Source organism: Mesorhizobium sp. M4B.F.Ca.ET.214.01.1.1, assembly GCF_004791545.1.
GTDB lineage: Bacteria > Pseudomonadota > Alphaproteobacteria > Rhizobiales > Rhizobiaceae > Mesorhizobium > Mesorhizobium abyssinicae.
Genome location: NZ_SRUX01000021.1, coordinates 51,625 through 63,725 on the forward strand (window position 1 = coordinate 51,625; position 12,101 = coordinate 63,725).

At 66.7% G+C, this 12,101-nt stretch carries 10 protein-coding genes; 6 read left to right on the plus strand and 4 right to left on the minus strand.

Features of this window, described 5'->3' with window-relative positions; genetic code table 11:
* Positions 1-9 precede the first annotated feature (9 nt).
* The 3 genes from EN857_RS30720 to pncA form a co-directional block, all read right to left on the minus strand.
* Positions 10-972 carry an ornithine cyclodeaminase family protein gene (locus tag EN857_RS30720; RefSeq protein ID WP_127392084.1) on the minus strand — a complete coding sequence of 321 codons (963 nt, stop codon included), beginning with the start codon at positions 970-972 and terminating at the stop codon, positions 10-12.
* 152 nt (positions 973-1,124) lie between these two features.
* A complete protein-coding gene (locus tag EN857_RS30725; protein WP_245493340.1) occupies positions 1,125-2,537 on the minus strand; it encodes a sodium:proton antiporter in 1,413 nt (470 codons plus the stop codon).
* A gap of 46 nt (positions 2,538-2,583) precedes the next feature.
* Positions 2,584-3,198, minus strand: coding sequence for a bifunctional nicotinamidase/pyrazinamidase (pncA, locus tag EN857_RS30730; RefSeq protein WP_127392082.1), 615 nt, complete (start codon positions 3,196-3,198; stop codon positions 2,584-2,586).
* A gap of 258 nt (positions 3,199-3,456) precedes the next feature.
* Here pncA and EN857_RS30735 point away from each other — a divergent pair, with 258 nt between their 5' ends.
* Genes EN857_RS30735 through EN857_RS30760 form a run of 6 tightly spaced genes read left to right on the plus strand, consistent with a single transcriptional unit; the run spans position 3,457 to position 10,566 of the window.
* Positions 3,457-4,317, plus strand: coding sequence for a xanthine dehydrogenase family protein subunit M (locus EN857_RS30735; protein WP_128346261.1), 861 nt, complete (start codon positions 3,457-3,459; stop codon positions 4,315-4,317).
* Entirely contained in the window at positions 4,314-7,109 is a 2,796-nt protein-coding gene (locus EN857_RS30740; RefSeq protein WP_128346262.1) for a molybdopterin-dependent oxidoreductase, read from the plus strand. The genes EN857_RS30735 and EN857_RS30740 overlap by 4 nt, the downstream gene beginning before the upstream one ends.
* Entirely contained in the window at positions 7,106-8,650 is a 1,545-nt protein-coding gene (locus tag EN857_RS30745) for a 6-hydroxynicotinate reductase (protein WP_128346263.1), read from the plus strand. Before EN857_RS30740 ends, EN857_RS30745 begins: the two co-directional genes overlap by 4 nt.
* Complete coding sequence (locus tag EN857_RS30750; RefSeq protein ID WP_127282902.1) at positions 8,647-9,531, plus strand: UPF0280 family protein; 885 nt, start codon at positions 8,647-8,649, stop codon at positions 9,529-9,531. The genes EN857_RS30745 and EN857_RS30750 overlap by 4 nt, the downstream gene beginning before the upstream one ends.
* Positions 9,524-10,108: an amino acid synthesis family protein gene (locus EN857_RS30755; protein WP_127282903.1), complete on the plus strand. Its 585-nt coding sequence runs from the start codon at positions 9,524-9,526 to the stop codon at positions 10,106-10,108. The genes EN857_RS30750 and EN857_RS30755 overlap by 8 nt, the downstream gene beginning before the upstream one ends.
* Positions 10,105-10,566 (plus strand): MarR family transcriptional regulator, encoded by a 462-nt coding sequence (locus tag EN857_RS30760; RefSeq protein ID WP_127282916.1) that lies wholly within the window; start codon positions 10,105-10,107, stop codon positions 10,564-10,566. Before EN857_RS30755 ends, EN857_RS30760 begins: the two co-directional genes overlap by 4 nt.
* A gap of 111 nt (positions 10,567-10,677) precedes the next feature.
* On the opposite strand, the gene EN857_RS30765 is transcribed toward EN857_RS30760, so the two are convergent.
* Positions 10,678-12,075, minus strand: coding sequence for an NAD(P)(+) transhydrogenase (Re/Si-specific) subunit beta (locus tag EN857_RS30765; RefSeq protein ID WP_128346264.1), 1,398 nt, complete (start codon positions 12,073-12,075; stop codon positions 10,678-10,680).
* Positions 12,076-12,101 lie beyond the last annotated feature (26 nt).

The following is a 12,101-nucleotide window of genomic DNA, read 5'->3' on the forward strand; positions in this document are numbered from 1 at the left end:
GTTCAACCCCTAGGCGTCCAGCGCGCCGATTGCTTTCGCGCGTGCAAATGCCAGGCCGGCAATTGCGAGATCGCCGACCGCCATGCCACGAAAAACGAATGCTGTTCGCTCACGCGCGCCTTGGCGACCCGGCAGGTCGCCACCGACCAAACCCGTCAGGTCGCCGGCCACGAGTTCGGGCCTCACCATCGGCTTGCTCATCTGCGCCTCTTGCGCCAGATCGTCTATGACGATGCGATCGAAGATGGCCATGCTTTCAGGCACCCAGGGCAGGGCCAGATCGGTCATGGTGGCGAAGGCTCCGGTCTGCAGCCATCGCGCATCCAGAAACGGAGCGGGCTCGGGTATCAATGTGACTGTCGTCACCACGATGTCGGCGGATTCGACCGCCGCCTTGGCAGTATCGCTCGCTACCGCGGTCAGACCACGCGCCTCGGCCATCCGACACAGTGCTTCACCACTGGCTTTGCTGCGAGCAAAGGCCCGGATCTCCTGCAGCGGAAAAAGATCGGCCAGAACTTCGAGATGAGCGCGCGCCTGCACGCCGCATCCGATGAACGCGACGCACGCCGAGTCGGCGCGGGCCAGACGCCTGGCCGCTACCGCGCTCAGCCCAGCCGTGCGCTTCGAAGTCACCCAATTGCCGTCGACCAAGGCAAGCGGCAGTCCTGTCTCAGCGTCGAGAAGGGTGACCAGCGAGTTCAGCGTTGCAAGTCCCCGCCCGGAGTTGCGGGGATTGACCACCAGCGACTTGGTGGCCAGCACCCGGGGTTCGGTCGCGACGGCGAGAGTAGCCATGATGTAGCGGTCGTCGCCCGGCAGTACCACCGCCTTCGGCGCACACCATACTTCGCCTCGCCTCTGACCGATGATCTGCCGCTCGATTTCGTCGACCACGTCGGACGTGGAAATCGCCAAGCTGTCCAGGAATTCGGCTGACAGATAGGGCAGGCTCTCGGCTTTGATGGTCATCGTCGCCCCAAGAATGGCTTGCGTTCGATAAGCATTCCTCAGGTTCAATCGAACCTATCCCGCACCTCGCTTCGCCAATAGCAGAAATTGCTGACCGCGCATACGCAAGCGCTATCGGCCGCCAGCGACCCCCATGCCGGTGGCCGCCGAACTCAACCGAAGAACAGAAGTCCCGCGATCAGAAACGTCGGGATCAGCACTGTTCCCGACCACGCCATATAGCCGAAGAAGCCCGGCATCTTCACGCCGCGATGCCTGGCAATCGCATAGACCATGAAGTTCGGGGCATTGCCGATATAGGTGTTGGCGCCCATGAACACCGCGCCTGCCGAGATCGCCGCAAGCGTGGTTGCGAATTCGCCCATCAGGCGCTGCGGATCGCCGCCGGCAAGCTCGAAGAACACCAGATAGGTCGGCGCATTGTCGAGAAAGGACGACAACGCTCCGGTCAGCCAGAAATAGGCGAGGTCGTTGGGCTGGCCGGAATCGGAGGTGACAAGCGCGACCAGCGGCGCCAGCGCGCCATCATGGCCGGCTCTCAGGATGGCGATCACCGGCACGATTGCGATGAAGATGCCGGCAAACAGTTTCGCCACCTCGGCGATCGGCCCCCAGGTGAAGCCGTTCGCCTCGCGATGGCTCTTGCGCGAGACGGCGAGCGAGGCGAACGCCAGCGCCAGGATGACGGCGTCTCGCGCCAGGTTCTGCAGCTCGAGCCCGACGCCGAAGATGGAAAAACTGACGCCCGGCTTCCAGGTTGCGGAGAGCAGGATCGCGCCGATGACGCCGGCCAGCAGCGGCAGGTTGGCGACGCCGCGCAGGCGCACGGTCTTGTCCGGCGTCGGATCCTTGATCTTCGCCATACCGGCCTCGCGTCGGTGCAGCATCGTGTCGATCGCCAGGAAGACCAGGAGCACCAGGCTGCCGGTGAACAGCGTCTCGCGCCAGAGATTGGCGGTCGTCCAGAAGAAGTCGACGCCGCGCAGGAAGCCGACGAACAGCGGCGGGTCGCCGAGCGGCGTCAGCGAGCCGCCGATGTTGGAAACCAGGAAGATGAAGAAAATCACGACATGCGCGTTGAACGGCCGGTTGTCGTTGGCGCGCAGGATCGGCCGGATCAGGATCATCGAGGCGCCGGTCGTGCCGATCACCGAGGCAAGCAGCGCGCCGGCAAGCAGAAGCCCGGCGTTGACCAGGGGCGTGCCGTGGATGTTGCCGGCAAGCAGGATGCCGCCCGAAATCGTGTAGAGCGCGAACAACAGGATGATGAACGACATGTATTCGGTGAGCAGCGTGTGCAGCACCGCTTCCATGGCCGAAGGGATGCCGAAGGCGATCGCCAGCGGCATCACCACCAGTGCCGCCCAGCCGGCCGCGATCTTGCCGTAGTGATGCTCCCAGACATGGTGGAAGAGCAGGGGGCCGGTGGCGATCGACAGCAGCAGGCCGGCAAATGGCAGCACCCACCAGAGCGACATCGCCGCGCCGGGCAGTTCGTGGTCCGCCGCTGCGAAGGCGAATTGCGGAAACAGAAGGACAGCCAGGGCGGGTAGGCCTGCCGTCAGTGTCCTCGCCAATTGTTTGAAGCCCCCTCGACGCTCCACAGTCCGGTCAGTCCGACAGGTGGTCTTCGAGCACCACGCCGGCATCGCGCATTCGCGTCAGCATCGCATTGACCGAGCCGTTGAGGTCGATGCCGCGGCAGGCGTCTAGCCGCACGGTTGTCTTGAAGCCCTGCTTCACGGCGTCCAGCGCCGAAAAGGCGACGCAGAAGTCGGTCGCCAGCCCGACCAGCGTCACCTTGTCGACGCCGCGTTCGCGCAGATAGCCGGCCAGGCCGGTCTGGGTCGTGTGATCGTTCTCGAAGAAGGCCGAGTAGCTGTCGATCGCCGGGCGGAACCCCTTGCGGATCACCAGCTCCGCCTTGGTCCAGGCAAGCCCGGAATGAAAGTCCGAGCCGAGGCTACCCTGGATGCAATGGTCGGGCCACAGCGTCTGCGGCCCGTAGGGCATCTCGATGGTCTCGAAGGGCTGCTTGCCGGGATGGCTGGAGGCGAAGCTCGAATGGCCGGCGGGGTGCCAGTCCTGCGTCAGCACGACGTGGTCGGTTCGCCGGATCAGGTCGTTGACCAGCGGCACGATCTCGTCGCCGCCGGCCACCGCCAGCGCGCCGCCCGGGCAGAAGTCGTTCTGCAGGTCGATGACAACAAGCGCTTCGTCGGCCATGGGGCCTCCTTCTCGTCTCGGCGTAGGCTTTGATAGAATGCCGCTGTCGCGACCGGACGCAGAAACTCGACCAGATGGCGGGCGGCGTCAACCTCCAGCGGCATAACAATCGCGTGGAGACCGTCAGCCTGTGCGGCGACAGGAAACTCCGGCTTTGACAATTCCTGCCGACTTGATATCATTTGCATACGAATGAATTTTGGCCGGTGGGACGCCGGCAGGTTCCCTCGCAAGGGCACCTTTCTGGGAAGGCAAAGCGTGATCCGTTACGCGAAACCCACCACGGTCGACGAGGCGCTCGCCTTGCTTGGCGAGGATCGCTGGCGAATCCTGGCCGGCGGCACGGACTTTTACCCGGCGCAAGGCAACAAGCCGTTTCGCGATAACATCCTCGACATCAACGGCCTGACAGCGCTGCGAGGAATCGCGGAAAGCGAGGCGCATTGGCGGATCGGCGCGCGCACCACCTGGACCGACCTCGTCCGCCATCCGCTTCCGGCGGCCTTCGATGCGCTGAAGGCGGCGGCGCGGGATGTCGGCTCCGTGCAGATCCAGAATGTCGCCTCCATCGCCGGCAATCTCTGCAACGCTTCGCCCGCCGCCGATGGCGTGCCGGCGCTGCTGGTGCTCGACGCCGATGTCGAGTTGCGATCGGCGAAGGCGACGCGCCATCTGCCGCTCGGCGCGTTCATTCTCGGCAATCGCCGCACCGCCCTGGCGTCGGGCGAGATGGCCACCGCCATTCGCATCCCGAAACCGGCGGCTGCCGGCACATCTGCCTTCGTCAAGCTCGGCGCCCGACGCTATCTAGTCATCTCCATCGCCATGGCGGCGGCGCGCCTTGTCGTCGACGATGGCGCCGTCGCTGAAGCGGCCATCGCCGTCGGCGCCTGCTCGGCGGTCGCCAGGCGGCTCGCGGGTGTCGAGGCGGCCTTGCTCGGCCTGCCGGCCGACGATGCCCTTGCCGGCGCGGTGCTCGCCGCGCCGATCGACGAACTGTCGCCGATCGGCGATGTGCGCGGCAGCGCCGAATACCGGCTCGACGCGGCGCGCGAGATCGTCGCCCGCGCCGTCGCCGGCGCCATAGGCCACGCTGCTGGCGATAAGGTGGCCGCATGAGCCAGGTTCAGCCTCTTGTGAGCGTAGACCAGTCCGGCACGGGCATGGAACGCGCCGACATCGCCTTCGAGGTCAATGGCGCCGCCGTCAGCGTCTCCGTGCCGCCGGTCCGCCGCCTTTCCCAGGTGCTGCGTGACGAATTGGGGCTGACCGGCACCAAGGTCGGCTGCGATGCCGGCGATTGCGGCGCCTGCACCGTGCTGGTCGACGGCAACCCGGTCTGCGCTTGCCTGGTGCCGGCGGCCTCCGTGTCGGGCGCGACCCTGACCACGGTCGAGAGCCTTGCCAATGGCAGGCTGTCGGCGCTGCAGGCTTCCTTCCTCGAGCACGGCGCGGCGCAATGCGGCATCTGCACGCCCGGCCTGCTGGTGGCGGCGACCGCGCTTCTCGAACGCAACCCGCAGCCGAGCGAGGCCGAGACCCAGGACGCGCTGGGCGGCGTGCTCTGCCGCTGCACCGGTTATCGGAAGATCGTGGCGGCGGTGATGGATGCCTGGCGCCACGTCGATGGGCTTGACCATCGCATGCCCGAGACGGGTCGCGCCGTCGGCGCCTCGCCGATCCGCCTCGATGGCGTGCCGAAGGTCACCGGCGATGAGAAATTCGGCGGCGACTCCTTTCCGGCCGATGCGCTCGCCGTGCTGGTGGTCCGCTCGCCGCACTATCGTGCCCGCTTCGCCTTCGGCGACATCGGGGCCTGGGCGGACGCCCGTCCCGGCATCGCCGGCGTCTTCACCGCCGCCGACATTGCGGGCCACAACTGCTTCGGCGTCATCGGTCCCTTTGCCGACCAGCCGGCGCTCGCGGAAGGCGTCGCGCGCTTTCGCGGCGAGGCGGTTGCGCTGGTGGCGGGCGAGCGCGAAGCGATCCTCGATCTCGATCTGACGGATTTTCCGGTTTCATGGACCGAGCTGCCGCATGTCCTGCAGCCCTCGGATGCGAAGGCCGATGGCGCGGCGCTGCTGCACCGGCACCGTCCGGCGAACCTGCTCACCTCCGGCTTCGTCGAACGCGGCGATCCCGACGCAGCGCTTGCCGGCGCCGCCGTCACCGTGTCCGGCGCCATCGAAACCTCCTATGTCGAGCACGCCTATATCGAGCCGGAAGCCGGCTATGCCTACATGGACGGCGACACGCTCGTTGTCGTCGCCTGCACCCAGGCGCCCTATATGGACCGTGACGACACGGCGAAGGTGCTCGGTCTTGCCGTCGACAAGGTGCGCATCGTGCCGACCGCCACCGGCGGCGGCTTCGGCTCCAAGCTCGACGTCTCGCTGCAGCCGCTGATCGGCCTGGTGGCGATGAAGACCGGCCGGCCCGCGGCCCTCGCCTACACCCGCAACGAATCCATGATCTCGACCACCAAGCGCCATCCCGCCGAGATGCAGGCAACCGTCGGCGCCGATGCCGAAGGCCGCGTCACCGGCATGGTCTTTTCCGGCGATTTCAACACCGGCGCCTATGCCAGCTGGGGGCCGACGGTCGCCAATCGCGTTCCGGTGCATGCCTCCGGCCCCTATTTGACGCCGAACTACCGTGCCGAGGGTCGCGCCATCCACACCAACGGCCCGATCTCCGGCGCTTTCCGCGGCTTCGGCGTGCCGCAGGCGACGATCATGCAGGAGACGCTCTACGACGAGCTGGCCGGCAAGCTTGGCCTGGATCGCCTCGATTTCCGCTTGAAAAACTGCCTTCGTAACGGATCCGAAACGGTAACCGGGCAGCGCCTGGAATCGGGCGTCGGCATCGGCGAATGCCTGGAATCGCTTCGCCCGCATTGGGCTCGCGCGCTGGCCGAGGCCGAAGCGTTCAACGCCGCCGGCGAGGACAGAAAGCGTGGCGTCGGCGTCGCCTCCTGCTGGTATGGCTGCGGCAACACCTCGCTGCCCAACCCTTCGACCATCAAGGTCGGCATCTCGGCCACGGGCGAGGTCGTGCTGCATCAGGGCGCCGTCGACATCGGCCAGGGATCGAACACCGTCATCACCCAGATCTGCGCTGATGCGCTCGGCCTGCCGCTGGACAGATTCCAACTGAAGAGCGCCGATACCGCGATCACGCCGGACGCCGGCAAGACGTCCGCCTCGCGCCAGACTTTCGTCACCGGCAAGGCAGCCGAGAAGGCCGGCAGGGCACTGCGCGAGCAGATCCTGCGCTTCGCCAATGTCTCTGACCGTGCGACCCTCGCGCTCGACGGCGTCAGCATCTTCATCCGCGAGGGCGACGCGGCGCGGCGCATCGATCTGTCTGAGCTGAAGGCTGACGCCGCCGGACTGGTCTTCGTGGCGCAAGAAACCTACGACCCGCCGACGCTGCCGCTGGACGCCAAGGGCCAGGGCAAGCCTTACGCCGTCTACGGCTATGGCGCGCAGCTCGCCGAGCTCGAGGTCGATCTCAAGCTCGGCACCGTGAAGCTGATCAAGATCACCGCCGCGCATGATGTCGGCAAGGCGATCAATCCCGTCCTGGTCGAAGGCCAGATCGAGGGCGGCATCGCGCAAGGCATCGGCATGGCGCTGATGGAGGAATACATCCCCGGCCGCACCGAGAACCTGCACGACTATCTCATCCCGACCATTGGCGACGTGCCGCCGGTCGAGCACATATTGGTCGAGGTTCCGGACCCGGAAGGACCCTTCGGCGCCAAGGGCCTGGGCGAGCATGTGCTGATCCCGACCGCACCGGCGATCCTCAATGCCATCCGCCACGCCACCGGCGTTCTGGTCACCAAGGTGCCGGCGACACCTAGCCGCATCCGCGCGGCGATCCGCGACAAGGAGGCACGCCGATGAGCGAGCTTGCCGAACGTTTCGAAACCCACGACCCCGGCGAGAAGCAGGTGGCGGAGAAGATCCGCTGCGATGCCTGCCCGGTCATGTGCTACATCGCCGACGGCCGCACCGGCGCTTGCGACCGCTACGGCAATATCGGCGGCCGCATCGTGCGCATGGATCCGCTGACCATCCTCGACCACGCCGCCGAGACCGGTGGCGCCGTCGTGCCGTTCGTCGCCGAGGGCGAGGCCTGGAACGGCGAGCTGGTCAACACTGGGCGCCGCTTCGTCACCGCGATCGGCGCCGGCACCACCTATCCCGACTACAAGCCGGCGCCCTTCATCGTCAGCCAGGAGGTCGAGGGCGTCGATCTCGTCACCGTCGTTACCGAGGGCATCTTCTCCTACTGCGGCGTCAAGGTGAAGATCGACACCGACCGCCACATCGGCGACGAGACGGCGACGGTACGCTCGGAAGGCGAGGCGATCGGCCACGTCACGACAGGCGAATACGGCTCGCAGATGCTGTCGCTCGGCGGCGTGCATCACCTGACCGGCGGCTCCAAGCAGGAAGGTCGCGCCACATGCGACGCGCTGCTCAACCTCTGCAACCGCAAGCCGGTCGAGCTTACCATCGATGGCGGCGCGACGGTCATCGTCGAGGCCGGCAAGGCGCCGGTCATCGACGGCAAGGTCGAGCATCGCATGCGCGTCGGCTGCGGCTCGGCCACCATCGGCATGTTCGCCACGCAATGGCGCGGGCTGGTCGACGAGGTGGTGGTGGTCGACGACCACATCACCGGCGTCGTTTCCGAGCACCAGGCCGGCAAGGTGCTGGGCTGGCAGGACACCGGCATCAAGATCATCGGCCGCCGCTCGACGCCTGGCCGCTACTTCAAGGTTTCGGAGCCCGGCCTCGGCTGGGGCGGCACCTCGATCTCCGACCCGCTGTCGATCCTGGGCGACTGGAACGCCAAGAAGGGCGCGCGGCCCGGCCTGTCGCTGCTGATGGTTTCCACCACCGGCGAGCAGTTTGCCTACTACGAGCTCGACGATGACCTGAAGCCGGTCGAAAAGCCGTTCCCCGAACGGCTGCAGAAATCCGTCGGCCTGATCGAGGACAATTGCGAGCCGGCGCTCTGCACGGTGCTGTTCATCGGCGGCGCCGGCGGCTCGCTGCGCGCCGGCGTCACCGAGAACCCGGTCAACCTGACCCGCTCGGTGCAGGGCCTGAAGACTTACGTGACCGTCGGCGGCGCGCCGGTCTATGTCTGGCCGGGCGGCGGCATCACGCTGATGGTCGACGTCACCCGCGTGCCGGAAGGCGCCTTCGGCTATGTGCCGACGCCGGCGCTGGTGGCGCCGATCGAATTCACCTTGCGCCGCGACGACTATGTCAGGCTGGGCGGCTACGAGGCAGAGATCCGCAGCGTCGGAGATATCCTTGCGAAGGGTGGCGAGTACCTCAACCCGCGCCACGGCACCGGCGCTCCCGTCAACAATCCCTGGCCGCCGCTGGCGCAGTTGCGGCGGGCAGCGGCGAACGGGGCCGGAGGATGAACAGCCCGCAGGCGCATTGGCTTGCCGACGGCAGGCGGCTCCATCTCAACCATGGGCCGATCGACCTGATCGTCGAGGCCTTTGGCGAGCCGGATGAATGCCGGGCCGCCTACACCCAGGCCGTCGCGCGGTTCGAGACCATCCTGATTGAGTTGGTCAAGGAGCTTCCCGAATTGCGGCTCCCGGCATTTTTCCTGGCGCCGCGCGATTTCGCGGGGCCGACGGCGCGCCGCATGGAAGCAGCCGTCATGCCGCTGGCGGAATGCTTTATCACCCCGATGGCCGCTGTTGCCGGTTCGGTAGCCGACGAAATTCTGGCGGCGCTGCTCGCCGGCCGCCGGCTGGACCGCGCCTATGTCAACAATGGCGGTGATTGCGCCCTCCATCTCAGCAGCGGCCAGTCGATGATATCGGCCATTGCCGGCACCGGGCATGGCATGGCCGATCGCGTTACCATACGCGCCGAGGATGGCGTTCGCGGCGTGGCGACCAGCGGCTGGCGCGGCCGTTCGTTTTCGCTGGGTATCGCCGATGCCGTCACCGTCCTGGCGCGGACCGGTGCCGACGCCGATGCCGCCGCAACGCTCGTCGCCAACGCCGTCGACCTGCCCGGTCACCCTGCGGTCGAACGGGCGCTGGCGCGCGATCTCGCGCCCGACAGCGATCTCGGCGATCGGCTGGTGACGCAGGGCGTCGGCGCGCTTTCGCCGGGCGAAGTGGCGCGGGCGCTGGACAACGGGCTTGCCGTCGCCGAAGATTTTCGCCGGCGCGGCCTGATATCGGCCTCGGCGCTGTTCCTTGCCGGTGAGACACGCATCAGTGGTTCGGTGGCGCTCGCCGCGCCCAACAAGCATACAGCGAAGGAAACTGCCCATGCCTGAATTCCCGATCCGCAAGATCGCCGTCCTGACCGAAGAGATTTTTCACGATGGCGGTCCAGTCGCGGCAGCGCCACGCCGCCGTGCCGCTGCCTTGGCGGTGGTGAAGAACCCCTTCGCCGGCCGCTACGTCGAAGATCTGCAGAGCGCCATGGACGACCTGAAGCCGCTCGGGCTGCTGCTGGCCGATCGGCTGATTGCGGCGCTTGGCGGCGACGTCAAGCAGATCGACGGCTACGGCAAGGGCGCCATCGTCGGCTCCGCCGGCGAACTGGAGCACGGCGCGCTGTGGCATGTGCCGGGCGGCTACGCCATGCGCGAGCGGCTCGGCGATGCCAAGGCGATCGTGCCGTCGGCCAAGAAGGTGGGCGCCTTCGGTTCGCGGCTCGACGTGCCGCTCGGCCACATCAACGCCGCCTATGTGCGCAGCCATTTCGACGCCATGGAGGTCGGCATAAGCGATGGGCCGCGTCCCGACGAGATCCTGTTTTGCCTCGCCATGACCTGCGGCCCGCGCGTGCACGACCGCATGGGCGGCCTCGCGGCCAAGGACATCAAGGCATGGGACGGGCTGAGATGAGCGGCGAGGACAATCTGCTGCGGCTGGTCGAAGCCGAGGAGCCGGACGAGAACGGCTATCACCTGCAGGACCAGGTCGGTTTCATCCTGCGCAAGGCGCATCAGCGCCATGTGGCGATCTTCGCCTCGCAGATCGGCGATCTGACGCCGCCGCAATTCGCGGCTTTGGCCAAGCTCCACGACATAGGCGAGACCTCGCAGAACCAGCTCGGCACGCTGATCGCGATGGATGCCGCCACCGTGAAGGGCGTCATCGACCGGCTGAAGGCGCGCGGCCTGGTCGAGCTTTCCAAGCACGAGGTCGACAAGCGCCGCCTGCTGGTCAATTTGACGGCGCAAGGCCGCGAGGCGATCGAGCGGCTGATCCCGCTTGCCCGCGCCATCACCGAGGAGACGCTGGCGCCGCTATCGGCCAAGGAAGCCGCCACCTTCATGCGCCTGCTGGCCAAGCTGGCCTAACCGGCAGCGGCGGTTCCTGGATACGAAAAAGCCCGGCGCGAAGCCGGGCTTTTTTCTGGATCCTGAGATCCGTCCGGGCCGACAACCTTCCTATAGAAGGTTGCGGCTTGATCAGTGATCAAACGCCTTGACGATTTCCTCGGTCATTTTCTTGGCGTCGCCGAGCAGCATCATGGTGCCGTCTTTGTAGAACAGCGTGTTGTCGATGCCGGCATAGCCGGAGCCGAGCGAGCGCTTGACGAACAGGCAGGTGCGGGCCTTGTCGACGTCGAGGATCGGCATGCCGTAGATGGGCGAGGACTTGTCGTCGCGCGCGGACGGGTTGGTGACGTCGTTGGCGCCGATGACATAGGCGACGTCGGCCTGCGCGAATTCGGAGTTGATGTCCTCGAGCTCGAACACCTCGTCATAGGGCACGTTGGCCTCGGCGAGCAGAACGTTCATGTGGCCGGGCATGCGGCCGGCAACCGGATGGATGGCGTACTTGACCTCGACGCCGTTGGCCTTGAGCTTGTCGGCCATCTCGCGCAGCGCATGCTGCGCCTGCGCCACCGCCATGCCGTAGCCGGGCACGATGATGACCTTCTGCGCGTTCATCATCAGATAGGCAGCGTCGTCGGCCGAGCCCTGCTTGACGGTGCGCTCGATGCCGTCGTCGGCAGCTGCCGCCGTCTCGCCGCCGAAGCCGCCGAGGATGACCGAGATGAAGGAGCGGTTCATGCCTTTGCACATGATGTAAGACAGGATCGCGCCCGACGAGCCGACCAGCGCGCCGGTGATGATCAGCGCCAGGTTGCCGAGCGTGAAGCCGAGCGCCGCGGCAGCCCAGCCCGAATAGGAATTCAGCATCGACACCACGACCGGCATGTCGGCGCCGCCGATCGGGATGATGAGCAGCACGCCGAGCACCAGCGACGCGGCGACGATCAGCCAGAACACCAGCTTGGCTTCGGTGGTCACCAGAAGCACGATCAGCACCACCAGCGCGATGCCGAGCGCCGCGTTGATGAAGTGGCGGCCGCCGATCATGATCGGCTTGCCGGACATGCGGCTGTCGAGCTTGAGGAAGGCGATGACCGAGCCGGTGAAGGTGATGGCGCCGATGGCGACGCCAAGGCTCATCTCGATCAGCGCCTGGGCATGGATGTCGCCCGCCGTGCCGATGCCGAAGCTTTCCGGCGCGTAGATCGCGGCGGCTGCCACCATCACGGCGGCAAGGCCGACCAGCGAGTGAAAGGCGGCGACCAGCTGCGGCATCGAGGTCATGGCGATGCGGCGCGCGGTGACGGCGCCGACGCCACCGCCGATGGCAAGACCGAGCACGATCAGGCCGAAGCCGCCGGCCGATGGAATGGCCAGTGCCAGCGTGGTGGCAATGGCGATGCCCATGCCGATCATGCCGTAGAGATTGCCCTGCCGGCTGGTGGTCGGGTGCGACAGGCCGCGCAGCGCCAGGATGAACAGGATGCCGGAGACCAGATAGAGGAAGGAAGCGAAGTTGGCGTTCACGTCACTTGTCCTTCTTCTTGTACATC